Genomic DNA, 25,674 nt, shown 5'->3' on the forward strand with positions numbered 1-25,674 from the left:
CCGAGCTGGTAAAACAAGGGCCTGCCTGACGGCAGGCCCTAACCAGCCCGAACACAAAAAAACTGATACTCCCATTCCTCGTACAAGCAGCCATTTTACCGATGCGGACAACCCCGTTTCACACCAGCCAATGCCACAACAACAGCGTACCTATCAGCCCCACGGTCGCAAACGCCCGGCAGTGCACTGGATATCGTCGTCACGCGCGCAATAAATCATTTTAGTCATGTGGGTATAGTGCCTGTGCAACAAGGCTTGGTGCTTGCGGTCCAACTCACTGCACTTACTACCCGCCCGGCATCGCGTCACCCATCATCTGATCAGAGCCGCGATCAATTCAACGGATCACTCGACAGGACATCAGATGACCTCATCCAGCCAGCGCCTGGCCTTGCTTGAAGCAGTTGTCGAGCAGTCATTCAATGCCGTTTTGATCACCGATGCCAATCTGACCAATGGCGGCCCTTTCATTGTGTATGTCAACCCGGCATTCTGCGCGATGACCGGCTACGCAGCAGAGGCATTGATCGGCCTTTCGCCACGGATCCTGCAAGGACCCGACACCGATGGTCAGGTGATCGAGCGTATGCGTCAGTGTTTGAGCGAAAGCCTCTTTTTCGAAGGGTCGACAGTCAATTACCGCGCGGACGGAAGCCCCTATGTCGTCGAGTGGAAAATTTCCCCGGTGCGCGACGATGCGGGTGCGGTTTGCAACTTTGTATCGGTGCAGCAAAACATCAGCCCGCGCATTCGAGCAGAGCGCGAACAGCATTTGCTGGCTCAGGCGCTGAACGCCGCGCTTGATCCGATCATGATTACCGATTGCAACGCCACTATCGTTTTTGCCAATGAGGCCTTTCAGCACATCACCGGTTACAGCGCGTCGGAAATAATCGGCGAAAACCCGCGAGTGCTTAGCTCGGGTAAACATGATGAGATGTTTTATGCGCAATTCAATGAAGCGCTGGCCAGTGGTACGCCCTTTCGTACTACCTTTATCAACAAGCGCAAGGATGGCTCTCTGTTCTACGCAGAACACAGCATTTCCCCGCTGTGTAACCTGGAAGGAACCATCACGCATTACGTCAGCATCAGCCAGGATGTAACCACGCGGCTGGGCCGTGAACAGAAGTTGCTGGAGATTGCTCACAGCGACCCGCTGACCGGGCTGAACAACCGAAGGGCGGCGGAACACACCCNTCTTATCATCGGCGACATCGATCATTTCAAATCGGTCAATGACCGATACGGCCACCCTGCTGGCGACAGGGTATTGACCAGCGTTGCAGTCATCCTTAAACAACGGATCCGCCTGCAGGATGTCGCGGCTCGATGGGGAGGAGAAGAGTTTCTGATACTCGTGCCCGATAGCTCACTGGATCATGCCGCTGAATTGGCCGATCGCATTCGCGAGGGCGTTGAGGGTCTGTTGATACCGAATACAGGCTCAGTGACTATTTCTCTGGGAGTTGCGCAACTCAGCCCGGGAGAAACAGCGGCAAGCCTGATTCAGCGTGCAGACAAAGCGCTCTATCAGGCCAAGCGCCTGGGCCGCAACCGTGTCGATATCGCACAGGCAGACGACACGATTTATTGAGGTTGGCTACGAGCGGAGTCTTCAGGAATACCGTACGGCGCTATTGGTATCTCACCGTGACGGACGCTTTACGGCCGACTACCACCAACAAGAGCGGGTATTCTCAACACCTTGTTGGCAGCGGTGATGTAAATCCAGTGTTGTGAACCGGTAGAACAGAATGCAAGATTGCCGGTGTCTTTCGCCGTCACCTTTATTTTCCCCAGCAACTCGCCGCTGGCAGAGAACACCTGAATGCCCTCTTTGCTGCTGCTCCAGACGTTGCCCTGCGCGTCGACCTTGAGTCCGTCAGGGATGCCGGGGGCAATCTCGGCAAACACCTTGCCGTTACTCAGCGCCCCGTCGCGCACCTGATACACCCGGATGCTGTGTGCCAGTTTCGGATTCTTGAAATCATGCGCCAGTTGCGAGTCGGCGACATACAGCAAGCTTTGATCGGGTGAAAACGCAAGACCGTTCGGCGAATGAAGTCCCGGGGTATTCAACCTTACCAGTTGGTTTTGTTCCGGATCGTAGCGGTATACATACTCGCCGCCCTGCTCCGGTTTGCCGCCATAACTTTCAGCCTTGTTCAACACGGCCGAAGGTTGGATCACTGAACCAGATACCACCGCGCTTATCGACCACGACGTCATTCGGGCTGTTCAAACGCTTGCCCTCGTACCGTCGACCACTGTGCGCCATTGACCATCCGCCTCCTGTCGTACTATTGCGCGTTCGCCATGGGATGCGGCGATGACTCGGCCTTCGGCATCCAGAGCATGCCCGTTCTGATAATGGGCGGGGTCGAGCCATACAGTGACGCCGTCATGCTCTTTCCAGCTCATGACCTTGTTCGCCTTCACATCACTCCAGATCAACCGACCGTCGGTCAAACACAAAGGGCCTTCCGCCCACTGCGCATCGGCGGTAAGCACTTGTGCCTGCGCGCCGGGCTGGATGAGTGCAGCAAACCGCGGATTACTGGCAACCACCGTGACTGGCGACGCGTCTGAAGCCACCACTGCGCCTGCGGCGAGAAGCGCGCCCGCCAACACGAGCGAAGTGGTTTTCTTGCCTGGATGACGGAAGACTCGATTCATGCATTTCGCCCCAATTGATCAGTAGGCACATCGGCCAGAAGAACGTTTGGCGGCAGCATCCGGCTTGAGTTTCACGATGAGCTGAACGTTGGGCTGATCACCCACGGTACGAGTCAGATGCCCAACCCTGTTGTCGCCAGGCCTTGCTTTGGAGCTGCTGTCGGCATTGAACTGCATTTCCCCGGGGCCCTGAACCAATACCGTGCCATCGGTGGTCTCCACAGGCCACTGACCCTGTAAGGTGATCACCCACTGAGGGCCCGGCGCATGGTGCCAACTGCCGACGTACCCCGGCGGCAGTACCGCGTAGGCAATACTTTCTACTTCGTCGGGCGATACTCCGATCCACTGAGGCTCGGCAGGTGGCGCGTAACTTTTGAATTCCAGCCCCTCGATACGGCAATGCTCGACATGAGTGGCCCCTGTCTCGTCAGCCCAGACAGTGGCGTACTTGACGGGGGGCTGAAGCTTGCCGTTGCTGGTGGTACTTTCTTGAGAGTTTGCGGGTACAGACAGTACCGCCGCATTGACGCTACTGCTTGCCGCACAAACGGCAGCAAAGGTCAGTGCAAATGCAAAGAGCGTTTTCATGGGTAAATCCTTGTTCGCGAGAACACTGGGTGGGAAGACAACGTCGCTGTGCCACTACCAATCACTAGGCCAGTCGCGTAATAACGCGCGATCAAACAATCACTCATCGAAACCGGACCTGCCCTGACAGGCCCGGACGTTAAATCAGAGTTTCGGTAACTGACCGATGCGCGCCATCATTTCGGTAACGATCTGCAGGTCCAGCAGAAACTGTCCGGTCGTCTTGAACTCGTTGTCCGTGTGGCCGGTATATTTGACTTCGGGCCTCGCCAGACCGAACTGCACGCCATTGGGCAGTTCATGTACCGACGTCGCGCCAGCCGAGGTGCCGAACGCATGTTCCATACCCAGATTTTCGCTGGCAACCGCAAGCAGCGCCCTGACCCATTCGCCCTCTGGATTGCGGTACATCGGCTTGGCAATGGAATAGTCGAACGCAGGCTTGATGCCGGTTTTCACGCTCCACGCTGCAAGTTTTTCGGAGATTTCGGATTTGAGCTCTTCCGGAGACCTGCCCTTGGGCACGCGCAAGTTGACCGCAAGTTTGAACGCTGTTTCATCCATCGCGACATAGGTAAGAGAAGCGGTCAGCGGCCCCATGAACTCGTCGGAGAAACCAACGCCCAACTTGTTGCCCAGATAATCAAGGCCCCAGTTGTCGGCTGCATAGCGAGCAGCGTCAGTAATCTGATTATGTCTGAGCGCGACCTTGCCTTGAAGGCTGTTGATGAAGTCAAGCATCCTCGCAACCGGGTTGACTCCAGACTGGGGCGCCGATGAGTGCGCGGAAACACCCGTCACTGTCAGCTTGACGTCATTGCCGTCGACGCTGGCATCGACCGCGAAATTGCCGCCATTGCTTTTCACGTAATCCGCACCGGCCTGTTGCAGGCTGGCAGCCAGTTGCGCAGGCTTGTCGGTTAACAGAGTAGCGACCGATTTCGATGGAATCTGGTTGGTGGCCGCACCTCCGGTCATCGAAACGATTTCAGCACCCTCGCCGTCAGCGTTGCGTCGCGCGAAACTGGCCATGACCGTCCCATAACCTTTTTCCGCGATGACAACCGGGTAGCTGCCATCCAGCGCCAGGTTGTAACCAGGCGTCGGGTTGCGCTCAAAATAGTAGGGGATTGCGTCACCCGTGGTCTCTTCAGTTGTATCGATCAGCAACTTGAAGTTTCTGGCCAGCGGCAGCTTTTCTTCCTTGATGACCTTCATGGCATAGAGCGCCACGACAATGCCATTCTTATCGTCTTCGGTGCCACGCCCATACAGGCGATCACCAATCAATGTAACCTTGAACGGATCGAGCCGCGTGCCGTCCGGCAACACCCAGTTTTCCGGCGTGACCGGTACAACATCGGCATGGACGTGAATGCCCACGACTTCATCGCCCACCCCGTCGAGCGAGACTTCATAAACACGGTTATCGACGTTGCGAAACTTCAGATCGAAGCGTTCGGCAAGGCCTTTGATCGCGTTGGCGATCTTGATGAACTCCGGGTTTTCATGCTGGGCAACGCCGTCAACACGGGCGGTTGGAATGGCGACCAGCTCACGCAATGTGTCGGTTGCCGCATTGCCATACTTCAACCGGGTATACAGACCGAGCAGGCGATGAATGTCGTTCCGTTGTGCGTCGAAAAGTGTTTTGTTGTCGAGAAAGGTGTTGATGGCCGGGCCAAAATCAGCAGCTTTGACACCATCAGTGCCGGACAGACTTTTCAGAAACTGCCTGAAATCCGTGACCGATTTCTCATTGAAAGTCTTGAGAATGATCGTGCTCTGTTGTGCAGTGACGTTGGCATTCGCCACGCAGGTGAAGGACGAAAGGCTGGCCATTATCAGCGCGGTTGCGGCCAGTTGCTTGAGTGAAAGGTTCATTGTTCAGGGCATTCCTTGGCAGGTACAGCACGCAAAAATTCTGACCACTTGATCAGTAAGATTTCAAACTTACACCATGAGCAATGATGCGAGAATCCCCGCTTTGAAATGAGGCAATGCCTTAAAGGGCTCGAATGATCAATGTGCCTTGAAACACACGTGATCAATACAACCTGACCGAGTTGCAATCACCCATCCGATTACCTATATTCCGGCGTGGCGCCATCTACGCCACCTACCGCGGAAAGGGCTGCGCCCAGGATTCTGATTCGATATTCCGTCACTACGACTCCCGACCTTCAAGCGGACAAGGTTTTTGCAAGGAGATCGTATGCCCAGCAATAAAACGTCCTCGTCCCATCACGGCCGTATCAACCTCGAACAGCAGCGTAAGCGTGCCAAAGAGCTTCTGCTGCGGATGAAAGACGGCACTGCACCTGATCAGCTCATCCTGCTCGACAAAACGGCGCCGACCTTATCTGATGCCAATGGCTGATCGCGAGGCAATTGGGCTTCAGCAGCTGGCCCAGGCTAAAGGCCCATGTCGATGCAGTCGACTTCGCAGCCCGGAATCCGGATTTCGAAGCAAGCGACGAAGCGCAAACCGTGCATTGGCGATGCGGCAGCGACATTGCCCATACGCTTAAGCTCGCGGGCTTCAAAGGCTCGTTCAAGATGCTGACAGACCCTTTGTGCATGGGGCCGGTTCAGGCTGTGCCTGAAAAGGCATATCAGGCAGCGCGCAGTCAGTACATCAGCCAGGCATTCGGGCTGAGCCTTACGGATGTCGCACGCCGGTTTGATGATGAATACACCGACCTGCAGCAAATGAGCAGTGCCGATCACTGCGTGCTGTGGTGCGAGGCAGATGCCTACGATCAGCTTTTCCTGATCAGGACGCTGTCAACCCTTGAGCAGCTGCCTGCCAGGCTTGAAATTATTCAGGTGAGCCAGATTCCAGGCGTCCAGCGCTTCATCGGCATTGGCCAACTGGCGCCCGACCTGCTTGCCTGGCTGTGGCCGCAGCACAAGGCGGTGACCAAAGAAATGCTGCATCTGGCCCGCCAGACATGGGCGGCTTACTGCAACGCCTCGCCGGTTGCCCTCGCCGAACTGGCCCACACCGCGCAACCATCATTGCCCTGCCTTGCCCCGGCCCTGTTACGTCAGCTACAGGAATTACCAGGCGTCGAAGACGGCTTGTCACTCACCGAGCGCCTGTCGTTGCAGTGCATCAGCGAAGCCGGGTCAATGACCTTCGGCCAAGTGTTTGCTGAGCTGACGGACAAGCGCGAGCCGTTACCGTTTCTGGGCAACATGATGTTTCACGCGATGATGCGCCCCTTGATTGATTCTCCGACCGCGCTACTGATCGAATCAGACCCCCAACTTGAATGGCCTCGCCGCTCGCTCAGGCTAACCCCGCTGGGACAGCAAGTATTGGCCGCAAAAGCCTATTGGCCCAACTACTGCCATCAAGCGCGCTGGGTTGGCGGCGTCTGTATTCAGCCCGGACAACCTCACTGGATGATAGATAACCACTTGCGACCCCTATGGCGCGCCTGACTCTCAGGAACGCACTGACGGCCAGTTGTAACGCTGGTGATGCTGATCGGTCGCGAAAATATCCAAGAGGTGCCTGCACCCGAACCGGACACAGGCACGGCGCATCAGATCACGCCACAGGCTGCACGATCACCGCCACCGCCCAAGGGTGCAGGGTGGTCGGAATGGTTGTCGCCGCCCGCATGAACCATCAGCGCATGGCCTTTGATTTCGGAGATTTTCTTCAACCGTGGTGCCAGTACCGGATAGTTTGCAGTGCCGTCGGCGTTAACGTACAACGCAGGCAGATCGCCTAGATGGCCATCAGCGTAAGGCCCCAGATGCTTGCCGGTCTTGGCCGGGTCAAAGTGACCGCCTGCGGCCAGCGCAGCGACCTTCTTGCCGTCCTTCGTACCGGCGTCGCAGCTGCCATTTTCATGTACGTGAAAACCGTGAATGCCCTCAGGCAAGTCTTTCAGATTCGGGGTAAACAGCAAGCCGTACTGTGTTTCGCTCACCGTCACGTTGCCAACAGGTTTGGGCGCGCCGTCAGCGCTGACCAGATTGATGGGAACGTCCAGCGATGCAGCCTGGACACTGAGGGAGAAAACGCCAAGCAGGCCTAGCCAAAGATGAGGTTTCATGATTTCAATGCGTCCCTGATCTGGTAATCGGATTGAACGTCGCGACGGGCAGCGTGAAGCGGCATGCCACGCAACGTCCTTGATGTCACAGAGGGTGTGACCACAGACCAACGCACTTGATGCAAAAAGATGACCGGGGAAAGTTATGCAAAACGTCTCGACTGGCCTGCCATCACCAAAGTTGGCAGACCAGCGACGTTGACTTGCGCTCAGCTATGGGCGCAGGGGCGCCACTCAGATATCCAGGCAGATCTTGCCGAAATGCTGATTGGTTTCCTGATAACGGAACGCCTCGACAATGTCGGTCATCGGGAAGGAGCGATCCATGACCGGACGCATGCCATTGGCATCAATGGCGCGGATCATGTCCTGCTGCTGGGTGCGGCTACCCACCAATACACCCTGCATGCGCAGTTGCTTGACCAGTGCCGGGACGAATTCCAGCTGACCGGCGACACCGCTCAGAATGCCGATGACCGAGATATGTCCAGCGACCCGTGCGGCTGTCATGGAGTGCTGCAATGTCGAGGGGCCGCCCACGTCGATGATGTGATCAACACCACGGCCGCCAGTCAGCTTGCGGGCCGTCTCGCCCCAGTTGCTGTCCTTGCGGTAGTTGATCAGGTGGTCGGCGCCCATGGCTTTCAGACGCTCCAGCTTTTCATCACTCGACGACGTCGCGATAACGGTCGCACCCACCATCTTGGCGAACTGCAACGCGAAAATCGATACACCGCCAGTGCCCTGCACCAGAACGGTATCACCAGCTTTCAACGCATCATCGACCATCAGCGCGCGCCACGCGGTCAAGCCTGCGGTGGTCAGCGTGGACGCTTCGGCATGAGTATAACCCAGTGGCGCGTGGGTGAATGAGGTGGCACGGGCAGTCACTTGCTCGCGGGCATAACCGTCAACGCCGTCGCCCGGCACAGTGACGAAACCTTCAACCAGCGGCTCGCCGCTGATCCACTCAGGGAAGAACGTGCTGACGACAGAGTCGCCGACAGCGAACTCGCTGACGCCCTCGCCTACTGCGGTTACCACGCCTGCGCCATCGGCCATGGGAATGCGTTTTTCAGTCGGTGCCCACATGCCGGTGACGACTGCGAAGTCGTGATAGTTGAGCGAATTTGCGTGCAGACGCACAGTGATCTCACCGGCTTTCGGTGCCAGTACTTCGCTTTCGCCAACACTGACCTGATCGTAGCCGCCGCCAGCCTGCACGTAGATGGTTGTATTGCTCATGGTCAATCTCCTATCAATTCAACATTACGCAAAATGACGAAATGTTTAAGTAACGCTAAAGGGTCATAGTTCTTTCTTGAGCCGATCGGCAAACCGGTCGATGGCTAGCTCGTCGCGGCGAAAATAAGTCCATTTGCCGATCCTTGTTGCCTGAACCAGCCCGGCGCGTTGCAGAATCGCCAGGTGCGCAGACGCGGTGGAAGCCGACAGACTGGCCTTGGCCTGAATGTGCGAGACGCACACGCCTATCGCCGGATCACCGTGGTCCTGTGGAGGGAAATGGGCTTGCGGGTTTTTCAGCCACTCCATGATCAACATGCGAGTGTCATTGCCGACCGCTTTGATTTGCTCAAGAATCATGGGGCACAACATTACGCTTTTTTACGAAATGTTCAACCCCTGATTTATGCCCGTACATCTGAACGCCTATTTCATTACAGCTTCACATCGGCCTGACAAATGAAGCAATCTGTCGACTCCAACAAAACCGACTGCACGGCTGAGAGCACTCAGACTCATGATGAACCTTAAATACAGCGCATTCACCGCCCTGCTGCTGGGCATGACAGGCATGGCTCAGGCTCAGGAATCCACCTCGCATCTGGACAAGGTTCTGCAAGCCGGCCAGTTGGCAGTCTGCACGACTGGCGATTACAAGCCCTATACCCTGCTGCGCGAAGACGGTGAATACGAAGGCATCGATATCACCATGGCACGCTCGCTGGCCAAGAGCCTGGGAGTTAACGTGCGGTGGGTGCCTACCACCTGGAAAAACCTGATGCCGGACATGGTTGCCGGCAAATGCGACATAGGCATGGGCGGCATCTCGGTCAGCCTGGAACGCCAGAAGAAAGCCTTCTTCAGCAATACGCTTGATGTCGATGGCAAGATTCCCCTGGTGCGCTGTGAAGACAAGGCCATGTACGAGACGGTCGAGCAGATCAATCAGCCCTCGGTGCGCTTGATAGAACCTGCTGGCGGCACCAATGAAGCCTTCGCGCGCGCTCATCTGCCGAAGGCGTCTCTGGCATTTCACGACAACAAGACCATCTTCCAGGAACTGCTGGACAAGAAGGCTGACGTGATGATCACCGATGCCTCCGAAGCGCTTTATCAGCAGAAACGTATGCCTGGCTTGTGTGCGGTCAACCCGACCGCGTACATGCAATACGGCGAAAAGGCCTACCTGTTGCCCCGCGATGATGTGACCTGGAAAAGCTACGTTGACCAATGGCTGCATTTGAGCAAGGCCACTGGCGAGTATCAGCAGGCGCTCGGGGAATGGCTGGCAGTGCCTACGCAACTGTAAAAAAGTATCATTTAGCCACTACACCTAAAGCTTGAGTTCGAGACGCCGATAGTTGATGGCCAGCGATGCATTCGCAAGGTCCCGATTCAGCAGGCGAACAAACCCTAAAGAGGAACTTTCATGTCCCGAACTCAAGCGCCTCATGGCGGTTTCAATATAAAACAACGATTGATGGCCTCGACCTTCGCCATCATCGTTGCGTTTATCGCTTTGTCGTTTTTCATGATCCATACACTCAAGACATCCACTGAGAATGTCGACGCTTTGTACAACCGGGATTTTCTGGCCACCGAGGCCGTGAACAATATCGACGGTGCACTGACCCGTGTGGACATCAATATCCTGCGCATGATCGCCATCGGCAATCCGGAGCAGACTGCGGGCTGGAAAAACGAGAACGAGGCCGCTTTTGCCAAGCTTGATGAGCTGACCGTTCTGCTCGGCAAGAACACCGCTGAAACGCTGGATGTCACGCTGACCCAGCAGTTGCAGCGCGACTACACTAAGTTGCGTGATGGTATGCGGCACCAGACGAGCGTTATCCAGACGGGTGATATCGCCGCCGCCACCAACATCAATCGCACCGAGGTCAAACCCTTCGCCGAGCAGGTCTTCAAAACCCTGCAAACCCTGCGCGAGCAAGGCAAACAGAAGGCAGGCGAGCGCTTTGATGCTCAGGAAGCAAGTGCTACCCGGACCAACAACCTGTCCATCACCGCCACACTTTTGATTGCGGTGCTGGGTGTCGTGGTGACACTACTGACCATACGCAGCATTCTGGCAGCCATAGGTGGCGAACCGGATACGGTGGCCACCATTACCCGCACCATCGCCAGAGGCGATCTGAGCAGTACTATCAAGGTCAATGCCAATGACAACACCAGCGTCGCCGCTGCCGTGGTTGCCATGCAGACTCAACTGCGGGACACCCTGCAACAGATTTCAAACTCAGCGACCCAGCTGGCTGCCGCTGCTGAAGAGATGACCGCCATCACTGAAGACGGGGTTCAGGGCATCCAGCGACAGAACAACGAGATTGACCAGGCCGCGACTGCCGTCAATGAAATGACCAGTGCGGTAGAAGAAGTGGCGCGTAATGCCAAACACACCGCACGCTCTTCAAGCAACGCGACCAGCGCAGCACAAGCAGGTCTGGGGCTGGTTAAGAAGACCGTCAGCGCAATCAATACCATGAGCACCGACGTACAGAAAACAGCCGTGCTAATTGGCGAGCTGGCTGATCAGTCGCGCGACATCGGCAAGGTTCTGGATGTGATCCGTGGTCTCGCCGAGCAAACCAACCTGCTGGCCCTCAACGCTGCTATTGAGGCAGCGCGAGCGGGTGAAGCCGGACGCGGATTTGCTGTGGTGGCGGATGAAGTGCGTGCCTTGGCGCACCGCACTCAGCAATCAACCAGCGAAATCGAGCGCCTGGTCAGCAATATTCAGAACGGCACTGATCGGGCGGTGAGCTCCATGCGCGGCAACACGGAACTGGCCAGCGACGCGCTCAGTATCGCCGAGGGTGCCAATGATTCTCTGAGCGTCATCAGTACAGCAGTCAGTGAAATCAACGACCTCAATCTGGTCATCGCCAGCGCCGCACAACAACAGGCACACGTTGCGCGGGAAGTGGACCGCAATCTGGTGAACATTCGTGACCTGTCTGCGCAATCTTCATCAGGTGCACAGCAGACCAGCAGCGCGAGCCGTGAATTGTCGACGCTGGCTCTGGACCTGAACAATATCGTCGGGCGCTTCCGTCTGTCCTGATGCGAGGCACACTCTGTGCGCTGCTACAGCGCGCAGGGTGCGCAAATTCCGGACCTGGCCGGCCTATATCCGCGTCTGCGTACATATTCTGTTGCAAGCCCGTTGCGCCTGAAATAGCGTGGTGTTCTGGACGAACAAGGACTACACGCATGAAGCCCGGCAAACCTATCACACGCGCATTCTGTGTCGAGTTGCAGCAAGAGCTGTCAATCGCGGCTGCCCGACGCGAATACTTCTCTCAGGAGCCGCCACGCAAACGCTTCGAGTTTCTCTGCTCGAATGAGGCTTGCAGGGCGATGGGGGCAAAGGTGACCGGGGTTCGCTATGACGTGAAACCACAGGACAATCCAACCTTCGTTGCTGCGCACTTCCGCGCCAACCCGCACTACGATCACCATCCGGAGTGTGAGTGGGTGGATGAGAGCGCAGACGAAAAGCCGGACGTTCGTGTCGAAGAAACAGATGCTCAGACGCGTGTGCGCCAGGCCAAGCGCAAGCTGGATGACTACATCGACATATTCGACCCGACGCTCAAAGCACCGGTCAAAGAGAAGTCCGGGGAAGAAAAAGCCGGTGCAGGCAATCTGCAGCCCATCGTCAGCCAGCCTTTGACCGAACCCGCGTCACCCAAGGCCGCCCGCTACAGCGAAACCCGCACCAACAACCTGGAGCGCCTGGTAGACAGCTATCGACAGGCCAAGGCCGAGTTGTCACTGGACGATTTCAAGCTGTTGAAACTGAGAATTCCCGGTCAGGGCGAAGTGTCGCTACGCGGGTATTTTCGCCATATCAAGTACGCGCAAACGGGTGACAACGGCCGTGTGCTATTTGGTGGAGGGTTGATTGAGCAACGTTACGGGCTGGGGTTCAAGTTCAGGTTTTTTGACCGTATCGACGGCAAACTGGTAACGCTTTACGTATCGCCCGCGCAAATGCAGGCCTACCGTTCAAGCCGCTATATCAGTGAGTTGTTAAGCCACGCGGATGACGTGAAGTTCTTCACGGTATATGCACTGGGAACGGTCACGCAAAGTCCATCGGGCAAGAGTTATGGCCTGGAAGTCGATGACTTGCGGCATCTGGCGATTGTGTTGGGCCCAGCGAAAGACCTAGTCGAGGAAGGGAAAGCCGCTGCACCTTGAGCATGCATCCAGTGATCGTCCCAGCGCATGGCGCTGGAACGATACAGGTCAAGCTATCAGGCTTTGACGATCCAGCCGACTGGCGCCTCGATGTCACCGGATTGCACGCCGGTCAATTCCTTGTACAGACGCTGAGTGACCGGACCGACTTCGGTCTGGCTGTAGAACACATGCAGCTTGTCCTTGTAGGAAATCCCGCCAATCGGGGTGATCACCGCAGCCGTACCGCAAGCGCCCGCTTCCTTGAAGGTGTCGAGCTGGTCGATGAATACATCGCCCTCCTCGACCGTCAGGCCAAGACGGGATTTTGCCAGTTCGATCAACGACAGGCGGGTGATGCCCGGCAGCACCGACGGTGATTTCGGCGTCAGGAACACATCATCATTGGTGATGGCAAAGAAGTTTGCCGAACCCACTTCCTCGATCTTGGAATGGGTCTGCGGGTCGAGATAGATGCAATCGGCAAAACTGTGTTTCTTGGCTTCAGAGCCGGGCATCAGGCTGGCGGCATAGTTGCCACCAACCTTGGCAGCCCCGGTGCCATTGGGCGCAGCGCGGTCATACCCGGAAATCACGAAATTGTTTGGCTTCAGGCCGCCCTTGAAATAGGCGCCCACCGGGATGCAGAAGATCGAAAAGATGAACTCCGGGGCCGTACGTACGCCGATGTTGTCACCCACACCAATCACGAACGGGCGCAGATACAACGCGCCGCCTGAACCATATGGCGGAATGAAACGTTCGTTGGCCTTGACGACCTGTTTGCAAGCCTCGATGAACACATCAGTCGGTACATGAGGCATCAACAGACGAGAACAACTGCGCTGCATGCGCTGCGCGTTCTGATCGGGACGGAAAAGATTGATCGAGCCATCCTTGCAGCGATAGGCCTTGAGACCTTCGAAGCACTGCTGACCATAATGCAGCGCGGTCGAACCCTCGCTGATATGCAGCGTGTTGTCCTCGGTCAGCGACCCCTGATCCCAGGCGCCGTCGCGCCAATGAGAAAGGTAGCGCTTGTCAGTCTTGATGTAATCGAAACCCAGAGTGTCCCAGTTGATGCTTTCTTGACTCATAACGCCCTCTATCATTTTAGCGACTGCCTGGACGAGTCAGGCCAATGCCTTATTCTGCCAGATCATTCAGGCCCTGAGGCTCGAAATAAATGCAAACCGACATGGCATTTCTGACGCACGTCCACACCCAGTCATCAACTGAGTCCTAACCAATGGCCGACTGCGTTGCCGATGCCTGACGCTGGCGAACGTAGCCGAGAAAGGCATCCATGTCAGAACTGCACAACGTTCGCGCTACGGCCTTGACCTCCTCCATCGGCCAGTCCCACCAGGCAGTTTGTAACAACAGGTCGCGAACATACTCTTCAAAACGCCAGCGGATGAACTTGCAGGGGTTGCCCCCCACAACCGAATAGGGGGCCACATCCCTGACAACCATCGCACCAGCGGCAACGATTGCACCGTGGCCGATGTTAACGCCCGAAACAATGACAGCGTTGGCGCATATCCAGCAGTCACTGCCAATCACGACATCGCCTTTGCTGGGAGCGTAATCCTTGATATCCGCCACTTGCTCGGCCATCGCCGGAAACGGATAAGTCGTGATCCAGTCGGTGCGGTGTTCGCCGCCCAGCAGGATCTTCACCCCCTCGGCAATCGAGGTGTAAGCACCTACCCTCAGTATTGCGTCATCACCAAAATCGACAATCTCCGGCACCCCGTAAGTACCCACCCCTACCACCGCACGCGGATACTTCAACCTGATTTTTTCGGCATGCCGTTCCAGCTTGTCCATTTTGCGCAGTTGCCTGCGCACTTTCCTTGCCTTCAGAAGCTCGATGATTTTCATGGTTACCTTGAATAAATTCCATTTCAAACAGCCTCACCGCGCTACCGGTAGCTGAAAATTAAACGCTTGCAACGCCGCCAGGTTGTACGATCGGCATATTTAAACGGGATAGAGAGCAGTAGTTTCCAGGCGTATCGCTTATCCGCGACAGCGGCGTATTTCAATGCCTTGTTGACGACTTGAGTGCGGCCACTCTGATATTCGGGATGCTCACGGTAGGGCTCGATACTTTTGAGATCAGCCTCAAGCAGCACCTTGTACTTGCGTGAAAGGTTGTTGGGGTGACGTCGATAGCGTGTCACGACTTCGGGGATCACATGCATTTCATAGCCCAGGCGGGCAATTCTCAGCGTGGCCTGGAAATCCTGAACCTTTATCTCCGGATCGTAGCCGTTCGCGTCGCGCATGGCCTGCATCCGATACAGGGCCACCGGCGCCCCGACAACGACCGCACCGCGCAACACGTCGTCGAATGTCAGCCGTTCGATATAGTCGCGCGATTGGCATTTGATCGTGTTGCCGTCGCAGTCCATGTAGCTGATCAGTGCGCCTACGCAGCCGACTTCGGGGTACTCGTCGAGATACTGCGCACGGATACGCAGCGAAAACGGGAGCATGATGTCATCGAGGTCCGGTGTGGACAGATAGACGCCTTTCGCATGTCGCAGGCCATGATTGAGAGCGGCACTGACCCCCTGGTTGGCTTGGCGATAGAGCTGGAACGGGTAACGCGCCTGCAATGACTCAAGCATCGCGATGCTGTTGTCGGTCGAACCATCGTCAACGATGATGACTTCAAAATTACCGTAGTCCTGAGCAAAGATGCTCTGAAGGGCAGCTTCAAGGAAGCGCTCGGCGTTATAGCAAGGGGCGACGATCGAGACCAGGGGTTGAGGCGTGAGGCTCTGACTTTCTGAGGGCATCATGGGGTAATAGCCATAATCATTATCGGCCCTGACGGGCTCGGGAAACGGGTTATCCATAACAGGCGTTCGAAAACGCACATCATGCGGTAAACAGCCCGTTTTTTCTATGGAAGGTCACAAACGCCCTATAACGAGGCATATCCGACCGCAAAAAATGCTGCCACCGCCGAACATTCATCAAGTGTAGATTGTATCCGAAAAAAAACCCCGTTCTTCGCAGAACGGGGTTTCGGTTTGTGCATCAGGTGAAAATCAGAGGGCGTAGGTCACCAACAATTCTTTTGTCACCTGAAAGTCCACCGACATCATCACGCTCAAGGCAGTGATGGTGAAGATAGAAAACACGAACAGCTTGCGAGCCCAGACAGTATCGTCAACGGCTTTGTAACCCTTCCAGGCCATGTACAACCAGTACATCCCCATGCCTGCTGCAACAGCCAGGTAGTTGAGGCCCGCATAACCACCTACGGTCAACATCAGGGTCGCCACGAGGAACGCCAGAATGTAGAGCATGATGTGGCGCTTGGTGACCAGAATGCCGCGCTTGACCGGCAGTACCGGAATTTTCGCCGCACGATAGTCATTGAAACGGAAGATGGCGATCGCATATGAATGCGGCATCTGCCACAGGCTGAACATCACCAGTAGCGTCAGGGCCGCAAAGTCGAAGCTGTTGGTCACTGCGCAGTAGCCGATCACTGGAGGCATGGCCCCCGAGAGACTGCCCACAAGCGTGCCGTGAACCGATCTGCGTTTCAGGTACAGGCTGTAAAGGCCGACATAGATCACAAACCCAATGACCGCAAACAAGGCAGCCAACGGGTTGGCCTCGGTGTACAGCAGGGCAACGCCCGCAACGCCGAGTATGGTTGCGTAGAGCAGCGCCAGTTTCAATGAAACCAGGCCCTGCACCAGGACCCGGTTACGGGTCCTTTCCATACGCTGATCGATATCGCGATCGATGCAGTTATTGAACACGCAACCAGACGCAACGACCAGGGAAGTACCGATTACTGCAGCGAGGAAGACGCCGAAGTCGATATTTCCCTTGGAAGCCAGAAAAAAGCCACCTGCCACCGAAAGCACGTTACCGAAAATGATCCCCGGCTTGGTGATTTGGATAAAGTGCTTCAGTGACATCTGGTATTCCTCAATGCGCCATCATTTCGCGGTGGACGCTGAAAATGATCCACAGCGACAGGCCAACCAGCAGGACGATAACCATCGTGGTAAAGGCGAAGGCCATCACGTTGTTGCGCTGCACGCTCGTGAAATCCAGGTGCAGGAAGTAATGCAGGTGCACCAGGATCTGGATGATCGCGAAGACCAGAACGATTGCAATCGTCATGTCCTTCGGCAGCGACGGCGACATCACCAGGGCAAACGGAATGGCGGTCAGGATGATCGACAGTACGAAACCGATGATGTACGACTTCACTGAGCCGTGACTATTGTCTTCAGCGGAGTGATGCGAATTTGACATTACAAAGCTCCCATCAGATAGACAACGGTGAACACGCCGATCCAGACAACGTCCAGGAAGTGCCAGAACAGGCTGAGGCAGCTCAGGCGAGTCTTGTTGGTGTTGGTCAGGCCCTTTTTCTGGACCTGGAACATCATGATCGCCATCCAGATCAGACCGCTGGTCACGTGTGCGCCGTGCAGGCCTACCAGCGCGAAGAACGCTGACAGGAAGCCGCTGCGGCTCGGACCGTAGCCTTCGTGGATCAGGTGATGGAATTCATAGATTTCCATACCGATAAACGCAGCACCACACAGGAAGGTCAGGGCCAGCCAGCCAAGAACCTCGCTTTTCTTGCCCTTGTACAACGCCAGCATGGCGAAGCCGTAGGTGATACTACTGACCAGCAGGAACGCGGTTTCCACAGCCACGAATGGCAGCAGGAAGATGTCCTGGCCCGACGGGCCACCCGCGACACTGTTGACCATCACGGCGTACACCGCGAAGAACGAGGCGAACAACACGCAGTCAGTCATCAGGTACAGCCAGAAGCCGTAGACCGTCATGCCACCGCTGTCGTGGTGATCGTCATGCCCATGATCATGGTCGTGACCGTGATCGTGGGCTCCGGAGTTGATTGCAATATTTGACATTGTTTAAACCTGTTCCAGCGAGGACTTGACAGGAGTGTATGCACCGTTGGCCGCCAGGACCTTGTGATGCTCACCTTCAATACGCGCTACATCTTCAGCCGGCACCATATTACCCTGGTCGTCACGGACAGCGTGAGCAACGAAGACTGCAATGGTCGCCACCAGGCTTGCGCCTACCAGCCACCAGATGTGCCAGATGAATGCGAAGCCGAAGACCGTCAGCAACATACCCATGTACAGGCCGGTTGCAGTGTTGTTAGGCATGTGGATCGCCGAGTAGCGGGCAGGAACCTTGTAAGCGGTGCCGGCACGTTTTGCATCGGTGAACGCGTCGATGTCGTCAGCTTTTGGCAGTTCGGCAAAGTTGTAGAACGGCGGTGGCGAAGAAGTGGACCACTCCAGGGTATGGCCATTCCATGGGTCACCGGTCAGATCGCGGTTGTTGTCGCGGTCACGGATACTCACGAACAGCTGGATCAGCTGCGAAGCTATACCCATGGCGATCAGCACGGCACCGAACAGCGCGACGTCCAGGTAGATGTTCCACTCTGGCATGTCGGTAGCGTTCAGACGACGGGTCATGCCCAGGAAGCCCAGCGCGTAAAGCGGCATGAACGCGACGAAGAAGCCGACGATCCAGAACCAGAACGCTGCCTTGCCCCACTTCTCGTTCAGGGTGAAGCCGAACGCTTTAGGGAACCAGAACGCGAAGCCGGCGATGTAACCGAATACCGCACCGCCGATGATGACGTTGTGGAAGTGAGCGATTACGAACAGGCTGTTGTGCAGTACGAAGTCAGCACCTGGAATCGCCAACAGAACGCCGGTCATACCGCCGATCGAGAAGGTGACCATGAAGCCCAGGGTCCAGAGTACTGGCGCGGTAAAGCGCAGACGCCCTTGATACATGGTGAACAGCCAGTTGAATAGCTTCACACCCGTCGGGATCGCGATAAGCATCGTCGCCAGGCCGAAGAAGGCGTTGACGTTGGCACCCGCACCCATCGTGAAGAAGTGGTGCAGCCAGACCATGAAGCCCAGGATACAGATCGCACCGGAGGCGAAGATCATCGACTTGTGGCCGAACAGACGCTTGCCGGAGAACGTGGAGATAACTTCCGAGAACACGCCGAAAGCCGGCAGGATCAGGATGTACACCTCAGGGTGACCCCACGCCCAGAACAGGTTCACGTACATCATGGGGTTGCCGCCCATTTCGTTCGTGAAAATGTGGAAGTCCAGGTAACGGTCAAGGGTCAGGAACGCCAGGGTAGCGGTCAGGATCGGGAACGAAGCCACGATCAGGATGTTTGCCCAGGTGCAGGTCCAGGTGAAGATCGGCATGTCCATCAGTTTCATGCCAGGGGTACGCATCTTCAGAACGGTCACGAGGAAGTTGACCCCCGTCAGCGTCGTACCTAACCCGGATAACTGTAGCGCCCAGATGTAGTAGTCAACCCCTACGCCAGGACTGTATTGCAACCCGGAAAGAGGTGGATACGCAACCCAGCCGGTCTTGGCGAATTCACCGACACCCAGGGAGATGTTGATCAGCAGCATACCTGCGACCAGCAGCCAGAAGCTCAGGGAGTTCAGGAACGGGAACGCCACGTCGCGAGCGCCGATCTGCAGAGGCAGAACGATGTTCATCAGACCTGTGAAGAACGGCATCGCCATGAAGATGATCATGATCACACCGTGAGCGGTGAAGATCTGGTCATAGTGCTCAGGCGGAAGGAACCCTTCGGAACCGTTCTGGGCCATCGCCAGTTGGGTACGCATCATGATGGCGTCGGCAAAACCGCGCAGCAGCATGACCATGGCAACGACGATGTACATCACGCCGATTTTCTTGTGGTCGACAGAGGTCAGCCATTCAGACCACAAGTACGTCCACTTGCGGAAATAGGTGATCAACCCGACAACCGCAATGCCGCCGAGCGCGATCATGGCAAGTGTCACCATGACTATCGGCTCGTGGAACGGCACCGCTTCCAGACTTAATTTGCCAAACATCGTTTACTCCTCTGCCCCAGCAGCTGAATTTTTGCCTTTTTCCGCACCAGCGTCACCGGCCACTTCCTTCTCACCAGCAACAACCTTCTTGCCTGGATTCATACCTTCATACTTGTCGATGACGATCTGGAACAGGTTCGGGGTGACCGAGGAAAAGAGTTCGACAGGGTTGCGTTCGCTCGGCTTGATCAACTCGGCGTATTCGGCCGTGCCAAGCTTTTTAGGTGAGCTCTTGACTTCGCTGACCCAGCTGTCGAAATCAGCCTGGCTGGTGGCGATAGCCTTGAACTTCATACCGGTAAAGCCCGCGCCACTGTAGTTGGCCGAAATACCGTTGAATTCGTGATTTTCGTTGGCAATCAGGTGCAGCTTGGTGTGCATGCCCGCCATTGCGTAGATCTGACCGCCCAGACCAGGGATGAAAAAGGAGTTCATCACGCTGTCCGAGGTAACCTGGAAATTGATCGGGGTCTTGGCCGGGAACACGATCTTGTTGACCGTGGCGATGCCGTAGTCCGGATAGACGAATACCCACTTCCAGTCGACCGAGATCGCCTGAATGGTGATCGGCTTCACGTCCGACTCAAGCGGACGGTAAGGGTCCAGCGAGTGAGTAGAGACGTAAGTGATGTACCCCAGGAAGACCAGCAGCAGCATGGGTACGCCCCAGACTGCGATTTCGATCTTGGTGGAGTGGGACCAGTCCGGCGTGTACTTGGCGGCCTTGTTCGAAGCGCGATACTTCCATGCGAAGATCAGGGTCATCAGAATGACCGGGATCACGACAATCAGCATCAGCAACGTAGCGATTACGATCAGGTTCCGCTGCTCGATACCCACCTGCCCTTTTGGATCGAGCAGAGGTACGCCATCGCATCCACTGAGCAAAAGCATACAGAAAAGGGCCAAGAAGCCAAAAAACCTGGGGTACCTTTTTTTACTCATTTCACGACCTCTAAAAGCAGCTTGCGCGGTGCAGTTGGGTTTCGACCGCCAACACTTCGCCCTGCCAGTGCCGGCTAATTTTTTTGAATTGAACAAGGGCCTGCCAGTACGCACAGCGGCATATAGACAAGTCCGGGTTTAGCTATGGATTCTTGTTTTTTGAGTTGCTGGAACTGCCCAAAATATCGGGCAGACGCTTTCGACGCGGCCATCATACGCCCTCAGAGGCAAGCGTTGCGCTGCCTGTTCAGAGTGCACAGGGGACGCTCCAAGCCTCAAAATGCTGATCGTTCAGCCAGGCTGGACGACAAGTGGTGGGGATTGTAGATACGTAAATTTTTAATGACTATGCCTAATTTTGTAACAGTTATTCTCTCAATTCGTAACAATCACCCTCCAAAAACGTCATTTCACCCAAAAAAAGCCCCGTAATCACTGGGCTTTTTTCTCGAAAGCCCCTGTATTTAGAAAGGTTTGCGGCGGTTACGAATGATGCACGCCGGTACCAGAACTGCAGTCAGGACAAACGCTGCCAGCGCCCATTGCGCGAGTGATAATCCGAGGACCGGCGGATACGGCGTCGTACAGAAACCGCTGACCTGAAACCCTGTTGGGAACAGTGTAGCCAATGGCAGGCCATCAACGATCGGTTGCAGGACGTCGATACCGCAACTGTCGGACGGATGGGCAAGTATCCATACATGCCGACCGGCCGCGGCAATTCCGCCCAATGCGCTGAGGGTGACCAGCGTTTCACACACCGTAACGCCGCGACGTCCGGACATGGCAGCGCCGATGAACGCAAAAATGGCGATGAACAGCAGTGCGTAGCGCTGCAGGATGCATAGCGGGCAAGGCGCCTCGCCCAGCACGATCTGCATGTACAGGGCACCGCCGATCAGAGCCAGGCAGATAATCCCCAGCAAAACCAGAAAGCGCTTTTCGCGTCCCAGGTACAACGTGTTGTCGCTCATTCACATACCTTACTGAACTGATGAGGTGGTTGGTCAACGCCCTGCAATGTAAGGGCGAAGCCTGAAACAGAAGTGCACGGCCCGACCGTACCGAAGCGTGCGCGATGATCATCTGTCTGATTCTGCAACTCAAGCGCTCGCCAGCTATACGGGCACATTTGCCCGCTGGATGGTCTGAGCAGTGCCTGTGCGATCAACCAGGCGGTCTTCGCCAAGGGCTGGATGAAAAACGCTTCTATATATAGAGGGTGCGTCACTATGTCGCACCACCTCTTCTATATATAGCTGCGGTATTTTGCCGCAGGGCATGCTGATGTCAAAGCACAGTCGCGTACGAACCTGCGACGCTGACTGTCGGAATGCGCAGAGCGACAGTGTGCCGCATCTCGCCCGGTTTGACTGGACCGGAGCCAGACTGCCACTATTCACGCTTGCACTGGCAGCTCATGCCGGCTGCCGTTACGTGTTGAAACAACTTTCAAGGACCAGCGAGCGGCGCGGCCAGCCGTCCGTTAAAAATCCTCAAGCCTGCTCGTCGCAGGTCGATAACCTGTCATAGAAAGTTGTTTGCCGCTTCCAGGCGACGAAACACCTACAGCCAGAAGGTTCATATGTCCAAGAACGTCCGAGCAGATTCACTTTCGCTGCTCCTCTTCACGTTGCGCAGCGGCAAGCTGATGGCGATCAACCTGCTCAAGGTCAGTGAGATCATTCCCTGCCCTCCCCTGACCCATCTTCCCGAATCGCACCCGCACGTCAAAGGTATCGCCACGTTGCGCGGCTCATCACTGTCGGTCATTGACCTGAGTCGTGCAATCGGTGAGCGCCCTCTGGCCGATCCCGACGGTGGCTGCCTGATCGTTACCGACGTCAGCCGCTCCAAACAGGGCCTGCACGTTCAGGCCGTGAGCAAGATTGTGCACTGCCTGACCACCGATATCCGTCCTCCACCCTATGGGTCGAGCAGCAAATCGTTCATCACCGGGGTCACTCAGGTCGATGGCGTGCTGGTACAGGTTCTGGATATCGAAAAAGTGATTCACGGTATTGCTCCGGCGCAAATCGTCGTGCAGTCGACGGAGCTGGCCAAAGAGGATGCCGAAATGCTCAGCAAGGCGCGAATTCTGGTCGTCGATGACAGCCAGGTTGCCCTGCAGCAGTCGATCATCACCTTGCGCAATCTGGGCATCGAATGCCACACGGCGCGCAGTGCCAAGGAAGCCATCGACGTTCTGCTGGATCTTCAAGGTACTGATCGGCAGATCAACGTGGTGGTTTCCGACATCGAGATGTCGGAGATGGATGGCTACGCGCTCACCCGTACTCTTCGCGACACGCCCGACTTCAGCGATCTGTATATCCTCTTGCACACCTCGCTCGACAGCGCGATGAACAGCGAGAAGTCGCAGATCGCCGGTGCCAACGCTGTGCTGACCAAGTTCTCGTCACCCGAGCTGACCAAATGCCTGATCGAGGCCGCACGTACGGTGGTCGCCCAAGGGCTCTGATCCCGGAGCGCGCACCGACGCAACGTCCGAACCTGACCGATGCATCTGCCGGACACTACTGGCTGATGCGTCGGACTCTCGCCTTGCCAGTACCATCCGCGGTCTGGCCACCGCGCGTCCTGCCGCGACCTTTCACCCTTGAGCAAGCCCCAGAGGTTCACCGCCTGCTGAAATTGGGTCATGCCAGCGCGACAGGCAGTGTGCCGGATTATCCGCACTGGCGAGCTGCCTTCGAACAAGACCCTGAATTCGACACGTCGCGGTGCTTTCTGGCCATGCTCGACGAAACAGTGGTGGGCGTGATCGTCTGCTGGACCAGCGCATTCATCAAAGACCTGGTCGTGCATCCCGATGTGCGACATAGCGGGATCGGTTCCGCTCTGCTCAACCACCTGTTCGCCCATTTGAGTAAGTGTGGCGAAGCAGCGGTCGATCTTCACGTCATGGAAAACAACCTCAAGGCACGGCGTCTTTACGAGAAATCAGGGATGTCCTACCTGAAACGTTTCGATATCCCCGAAGCCTGACGGGCCCGTTGACTCAACCAGCGACTGGCGCACAACTTGCTTCTCGAGCTGCATCAGCCGGGAGAGTGACCAATTGTTGTCGCTCGGCGCGCAGCTCTGAAAGGGTCATCGAGACAATGGACACCAAGTTTTCCTGTGTGGGTTGCGGCGGTTGCTGCACCGACCACCACGTGCCTCTCACGCTCGGCGAAGCCGCGCAATGGGCGGCAGACGGCGGCAACGTGATTGTCTTGACCGAAGCGTTTCTAAGCAATGGCTATGGCGTGTCCGAGACCCAACTGACCCATGCCAGCCGTCGCTCGACGCAGGTGAACAGCGGCAGCACCACAGCCTTTGTGGCGATCACCTTCGCGGCCTACAACGTTGGGCGTTGCCGTAATCTTGACGAGAAAAACCTGTGTCGCATTTACGAGCGCAGGCCGCTGGTGTGCCGGATCTATCCGATGGAAATCAATCCGCACATTCCCTTGCGCCCCGAAACCAAGGGCTGCCCGCCAGAGTCCTGGGAGCAGGGCCCCGACCTGATCATTGGCGACAAGCTGGTTGATACGCAGTTGATGGACTTGATCGAACAATCCCGTCAGGCCGATCGGGATGAGATAGAGACCAAACAGTTGATCTGCCAGAAACTGGGCATACGCACCACCGCCCTCAAGGGCAACGGCTTCGTCGCGTATCTGCCAGACATGAACGCATTTGCGACCGCCATCGCGGAGGTCGCAAACCGTGCGCAGGATATGCAACCCAATGACTCGCACTGGGAATTTCATGTGGCGGGAAAGCAGGTTCTGGACACCCTGCAACAGGAGGGTGCCTACGTTACGGATCGGGAGCCGGTTTCCTACCTGTTCATACCCTTGCAGGCAGCCTGAACAGGATTACTCACGCGATCAGCGCTTGCCCATCGATCTGCGCGTGCCCGCCGGGGCTACGCCAGGGGTCTTGTGATGGCCATGCTTGTTGGCTTTCTGATGCCATGCGGGTTCCTTTTTGGCCTGAGCAAACTCCGAAGGCTTGAACGGAAAGCTGAAAGGCGCAATGACAGCCTTCTTTTCAGTGTCTGCGACGGAGTCGGCTGCGGCGTCTTGAACAGGGGGTTGTTCAGGAGTGGTCATGGTGTCACCAGAAAGTCGAATTGGCCGGGCACATGCCCGCGGTCGCGCAGCATACATCAATCGCCGCGTAACCGCCCGAGCCTCCTGTCGCCGTCATTTGTAGAACAGATCGACCATGATCTCGGCATTGAAAGGTCCCGGCGTCGGTGTATTGGAATTCCACAGCAACTGCGCATTGAAGTCAGCGCTGGCAGCGTTGGTTTCACCCAGCAGTTCTGCCAGATGGAACGGCTCGTTGTAACGTAATGGCTGGCCACTGACAGCGCTGGCAATACGAATCCCCAGCGAGTCATTGCCGGAGGGAACGAGCAGTTCGCCGGACAGATTGCCTGTCACCGGCCTGAAACGCGCATCAATGCTGAAAGGCGAATCGCACGTGCGGCTGGTCAGCAGAGAAAATGTCTGTGTGGCGATCACCTTGCCAATAGTCACCTCGTGTATGGCAACGTCGCCGAACTCCACGGTTTCCGGGAGCACTTGCAGGTCGGCGTCGCAGGCCACGAACCGCAGCCCCCGCAGGTTGTTGATCACGTAACTGAGGCTGCGCCCCGGCACCCGGCTGGAGTCCGTCGCACCACCCAGTTGAAAAAACCGGTAATCCAGCAGATCACTTGCCACGCCAGAGGGTGGTGTTGCGCCGAACTTCTGAATAAACACGGAAAACGCCAGATTGAAGCGCACCTTTGGACAATTTTCGATATTGCTATCGCCTTCATGGCAGACAGGCAGGTAACTCCCGGTACTGACCCGTCCACTGCCTTGCAGATGATCGGTACCCTGAAGTGTCATGCCAGCGCGGATACTGAACCGCCCCGGGTTTCTCGGAGACTCCAACCTTTGAGAGGATGGAGCGATGAAAAAACTACCGAA

General features: G+C 56.3%; 23 protein-coding genes and 2 pseudogenes. 8 read left to right on the top strand and 17 right to left on the bottom strand.

The genetic code is table 11. The features are described 5' to 3' along the window. The first annotated feature begins 364 nt into the window (after positions 1-364). Positions 365-1,597, top strand: a complete 1,233-nt coding sequence (locus AO277_RS24320) for a sensor domain-containing diguanylate cyclase (RefSeq protein ID WP_099259141.1) — start codon at positions 365-367, stop codon at positions 1,595-1,597. A 68-nt stretch (positions 1,598-1,665) separates the two neighbouring features. On the opposite strand, the pseudogene AO277_RS24325 reads toward AO277_RS24320, so the two are convergent. From AO277_RS24325 to AO277_RS24335, 3 genes and pseudogenes are all read right to left on the bottom strand, one after another. Beyond that, a pseudogene (locus AO277_RS24325) lies at positions 1,666-2,679 on the bottom strand (SMP-30/gluconolactonase/LRE family protein). 18 nt (positions 2,680-2,697) lie between these two features. Continuing rightward, positions 2,698-3,270: a cupin domain-containing protein gene (locus AO277_RS24330; protein ID WP_044319020.1), complete on the bottom strand. Its 573-nt coding sequence runs from the start codon at positions 3,268-3,270 to the stop codon at positions 2,698-2,700. Positions 3,271-3,414: 144 nt separating this feature from the next. After that, complete coding sequence (locus AO277_RS24335; protein ID WP_044319019.1) at positions 3,415-5,154, bottom strand: dipeptidase; 1,740 nt, start codon at positions 5,152-5,154, stop codon at positions 3,415-3,417. A 331-nt stretch (positions 5,155-5,485) separates the two neighbouring features. On the opposite strand from AO277_RS24335, the pseudogene AO277_RS24340 reads away from it, so the two are divergent. Then, positions 5,486-6,720: pseudogene (locus tag AO277_RS24340) on the top strand (DUF1835 domain-containing protein). A gap of 104 nt (positions 6,721-6,824) precedes the next feature. Here AO277_RS24340 and sodC read toward each other — a convergent pair. From sodC to AO277_RS24355, 3 genes are all read right to left on the bottom strand, one after another. Continuing rightward, positions 6,825-7,343, bottom strand: a complete 519-nt coding sequence (sodC, locus tag AO277_RS24345) for a superoxide dismutase family protein (RefSeq protein WP_044319018.1) — start codon at positions 7,341-7,343, stop codon at positions 6,825-6,827. A gap of 234 nt (positions 7,344-7,577) precedes the next feature. After that, positions 7,578-8,588, bottom strand: coding sequence for a zinc-dependent alcohol dehydrogenase family protein (locus tag AO277_RS24350; protein ID WP_002552354.1), 1,011 nt, complete (start codon positions 8,586-8,588; stop codon positions 7,578-7,580). A gap of 63 nt (positions 8,589-8,651) precedes the next feature. Further along, entirely contained in the window at positions 8,652-8,960 is a 309-nt protein-coding gene (locus AO277_RS24355) for an ArsR/SmtB family transcription factor (RefSeq protein ID WP_016980457.1), read from the bottom strand. 145 nt (positions 8,961-9,105) lie between these two features. On the opposite strand from AO277_RS24355, the gene AO277_RS24360 reads away from it, so the two are divergent. The 3 genes from AO277_RS24360 (at position 9,106) to AO277_RS24370 (ending at position 12,812) form a co-directional block, all read left to right on the top strand. Next, a complete protein-coding gene (locus AO277_RS24360; RefSeq protein ID WP_002552352.1) occupies positions 9,106-9,897 on the top strand; it encodes a transporter substrate-binding domain-containing protein in 792 nt (263 codons plus the stop codon). Positions 9,898-10,017: 120 nt separating this feature from the next. Further along, positions 10,018-11,670, top strand: coding sequence for a methyl-accepting chemotaxis protein (locus AO277_RS24365; protein ID WP_080899264.1), 1,653 nt, complete (start codon positions 10,018-10,020; stop codon positions 11,668-11,670). A 149-nt stretch (positions 11,671-11,819) separates the two neighbouring features. Then, a complete protein-coding gene (locus AO277_RS24370; protein ID WP_044319016.1) occupies positions 11,820-12,812 on the top strand; it encodes a hypothetical protein in 993 nt (330 codons plus the stop codon). Between the two features lie 56 nt (positions 12,813-12,868). Here AO277_RS24370 and AO277_RS24375 read toward each other — a convergent pair whose 3' ends face one another. From AO277_RS24375 to AO277_RS24420, 9 genes are all read right to left on the bottom strand, one after another. After that, positions 12,869-13,888, bottom strand: coding sequence for a branched-chain amino acid aminotransferase (locus tag AO277_RS24375; RefSeq protein ID WP_044319015.1), 1,020 nt, complete (start codon positions 13,886-13,888; stop codon positions 12,869-12,871). A gap of 145 nt (positions 13,889-14,033) precedes the next feature. Then, positions 14,034-14,678 carry a CatB-related O-acetyltransferase gene (locus AO277_RS24380; protein WP_044319014.1) on the bottom strand — a complete coding sequence of 215 codons (645 nt, stop codon included), beginning with the start codon at positions 14,676-14,678 and terminating at the stop codon, positions 14,034-14,036. A 41-nt stretch (positions 14,679-14,719) separates the two neighbouring features. Further along, positions 14,720-15,604: a glycosyltransferase family 2 protein gene (locus AO277_RS24385; protein ID WP_031595613.1), complete on the bottom strand. Its 885-nt coding sequence runs from the start codon at positions 15,602-15,604 to the stop codon at positions 14,720-14,722. A gap of 252 nt (positions 15,605-15,856) precedes the next feature. Then, positions 15,857-16,744, bottom strand: coding sequence for a heme o synthase (gene cyoE / locus AO277_RS24390; RefSeq protein ID WP_044319013.1), 888 nt, complete (start codon positions 16,742-16,744; stop codon positions 15,857-15,859). Positions 16,745-16,754: 10 nt separating this feature from the next. Continuing rightward, positions 16,755-17,087, bottom strand: a complete 333-nt coding sequence (gene cyoD, locus AO277_RS24395) for a cytochrome o ubiquinol oxidase subunit IV (protein ID WP_002552345.1) — start codon at positions 17,085-17,087, stop codon at positions 16,755-16,757. Further along, positions 17,087-17,719, bottom strand: coding sequence for a cytochrome o ubiquinol oxidase subunit III (gene cyoC / locus AO277_RS24400; RefSeq protein WP_044319012.1), 633 nt, complete (start codon positions 17,717-17,719; stop codon positions 17,087-17,089). Before cyoC ends, cyoD begins: the two co-directional genes overlap by 1 nt. A 3-nt stretch (positions 17,720-17,722) precedes the next feature. Then, positions 17,723-19,735, bottom strand: coding sequence for a cytochrome o ubiquinol oxidase subunit I (gene cyoB / locus AO277_RS24405; protein WP_044319011.1), 2,013 nt, complete (start codon positions 19,733-19,735; stop codon positions 17,723-17,725). A 3-nt stretch (positions 19,736-19,738) separates the two neighbouring features. Next, positions 19,739-20,680 carry a ubiquinol oxidase subunit II gene (cyoA, locus tag AO277_RS24410; protein WP_004656081.1) on the bottom strand — a complete coding sequence of 314 codons (942 nt, stop codon included), beginning with the start codon at positions 20,678-20,680 and terminating at the stop codon, positions 19,739-19,741. A 464-nt stretch (positions 20,681-21,144) separates the two neighbouring features. Then, positions 21,145-21,654: a disulfide bond formation protein B gene (locus AO277_RS24420; RefSeq protein ID WP_044319010.1), complete on the bottom strand. Its 510-nt coding sequence runs from the start codon at positions 21,652-21,654 to the stop codon at positions 21,145-21,147. 611 nt (positions 21,655-22,265) lie between these two features. Between AO277_RS24420 and AO277_RS24425 the strand changes: the two genes are divergently transcribed. The 3 genes from AO277_RS24425 (at position 22,266) to AO277_RS24435 (ending at position 24,561) form a co-directional block, all read left to right on the top strand. Next, the gene (locus AO277_RS24425; protein ID WP_004656074.1) at positions 22,266-23,162 is read left to right on the top strand and encodes a chemotaxis protein; all 897 of its coding nucleotides are present in this window, start codon (positions 22,266-22,268) and stop codon (positions 23,160-23,162) included. A 65-nt stretch (positions 23,163-23,227) separates the two neighbouring features. Then, the gene (locus AO277_RS24430; protein ID WP_031595610.1) at positions 23,228-23,689 is read left to right on the top strand and encodes a GNAT family N-acetyltransferase; all 462 of its coding nucleotides are present in this window, start codon (positions 23,228-23,230) and stop codon (positions 23,687-23,689) included. Between the two features lie 116 nt (positions 23,690-23,805). Then, a complete protein-coding gene (locus AO277_RS24435; protein WP_044319009.1) occupies positions 23,806-24,561 on the top strand; it encodes a YkgJ family cysteine cluster protein in 756 nt (251 codons plus the stop codon). A gap of 18 nt (positions 24,562-24,579) precedes the next feature. On the opposite strand, the gene AO277_RS24440 is transcribed toward AO277_RS24435, so the two are convergent. Together AO277_RS24440 and AO277_RS24445 are read right to left on the bottom strand one after the other, a co-directional pair. Further along, entirely contained in the window at positions 24,580-24,804 is a 225-nt protein-coding gene (locus AO277_RS24440; RefSeq protein WP_002552338.1) for a hypothetical protein, read from the bottom strand. A gap of 93 nt (positions 24,805-24,897) precedes the next feature. Then, positions 24,898-25,674 (bottom strand): fimbrial protein (locus AO277_RS24445; protein ID WP_099259143.1); only part of this gene is annotated, 777 nt, incomplete at its 5' end.

This window comes from Pseudomonas amygdali, assembly GCF_002699855.1.
Lineage (GTDB): Bacteria > Pseudomonadota > Gammaproteobacteria > Pseudomonadales > Pseudomonadaceae > Aquipseudomonas > Aquipseudomonas amygdali.

What these genes read in the sequence shown, in the direction of transcription:
- AO277_RS24330 (WP_044319020.1), bottom strand. Translation starts at nt 3,270, where the DNA reads ATGAAAACGCTCTTTGCATTTGCACTGACCTTTGCTGCCGTTTGTGCG.
- AO277_RS24335 (WP_044319019.1), bottom strand. Translation starts at nt 5,154, where the DNA reads ATGAACCTTTCACTCAAGCAACTGGCCGCAACCGCGCTGATAATGGCC.
- sodC (WP_044319018.1), bottom strand. Translation starts at nt 7,343, where the DNA reads ATGAAACCTCATCTTTGGCTAGGCCTGCTTGGCGTTTTCTCCCTCAGT.
- AO277_RS24350 (WP_002552354.1), bottom strand. Translation starts at nt 8,588, where the DNA reads ATGAGCAATACAACCATCTACGTGCAGGCTGGCGGCGGCTACGATCAG.
- AO277_RS24355 (WP_016980457.1), bottom strand. Translation starts at nt 8,960, where the DNA reads ATGTTGTGCCCCATGATTCTTGAGCAAATCAAAGCGGTCGGCAATGAC.
- AO277_RS24360 (WP_002552352.1), top strand. Translation starts at nt 9,106, where the DNA reads ATGATGAACCTTAAATACAGCGCATTCACCGCCCTGCTGCTGGGCATG.
- AO277_RS24365 (WP_080899264.1), top strand. Translation starts at nt 10,018, where the DNA reads ATGTCCCGAACTCAAGCGCCTCATGGCGGTTTCAATATAAAACAACGA.
- AO277_RS24370 (WP_044319016.1), top strand. Translation starts at nt 11,820, where the DNA reads ATGAAGCCCGGCAAACCTATCACACGCGCATTCTGTGTCGAGTTGCAG.
- AO277_RS24375 (WP_044319015.1), bottom strand. Translation starts at nt 13,888, where the DNA reads ATGAGTCAAGAAAGCATCAACTGGGACACTCTGGGTTTCGATTACATC.
- AO277_RS24380 (WP_044319014.1), bottom strand. Translation starts at nt 14,678, where the DNA reads ATGAAAATCATCGAGCTTCTGAAGGCAAGGAAAGTGCGCAGGCAACTG.
- AO277_RS24385 (WP_031595613.1), bottom strand. Translation starts at nt 15,604, where the DNA reads ATGATGCCCTCAGAAAGTCAGAGCCTCACGCCTCAACCCCTGGTCTCG.
- cyoE (WP_044319013.1), bottom strand. Translation starts at nt 16,744, where the DNA reads ATGTCACTGAAGCACTTTATCCAAATCACCAAGCCGGGGATCATTTTC.
- cyoD (WP_002552345.1), bottom strand. Translation starts at nt 17,087, where the DNA reads ATGTCAAATTCGCATCACTCCGCTGAAGACAATAGTCACGGCTCAGTG.
- cyoC (WP_044319012.1), bottom strand. Translation starts at nt 17,719, where the DNA reads ATGTCAAATATTGCAATCAACTCCGGAGCCCACGATCACGGTCACGAC.
- cyoB (WP_044319011.1), bottom strand. Translation starts at nt 19,735, where the DNA reads ATGTTTGGCAAATTAAGTCTGGAAGCGGTGCCGTTCCACGAGCCGATA.
- cyoA (WP_004656081.1), bottom strand. Translation starts at nt 20,680, where the DNA reads ATGAGTAAAAAAAGGTACCCCAGGTTTTTTGGCTTCTTGGCCCTTTTC.
- AO277_RS24420 (WP_044319010.1), bottom strand. Translation starts at nt 21,654, where the DNA reads ATGAGCGACAACACGTTGTACCTGGGACGCGAAAAGCGCTTTCTGGTT.
- AO277_RS24425 (WP_004656074.1), top strand. Translation starts at nt 22,266, where the DNA reads ATGTCCAAGAACGTCCGAGCAGATTCACTTTCGCTGCTCCTCTTCACG.
- AO277_RS24430 (WP_031595610.1), top strand. Translation starts at nt 23,228, where the DNA reads ATGCGTCGGACTCTCGCCTTGCCAGTACCATCCGCGGTCTGGCCACCG.
- AO277_RS24435 (WP_044319009.1), top strand. Translation starts at nt 23,806, where the DNA reads ATGGACACCAAGTTTTCCTGTGTGGGTTGCGGCGGTTGCTGCACCGAC.
- AO277_RS24440 (WP_002552338.1), bottom strand. Translation starts at nt 24,804, where the DNA reads ATGACCACTCCTGAACAACCCCCTGTTCAAGACGCCGCAGCCGACTCC.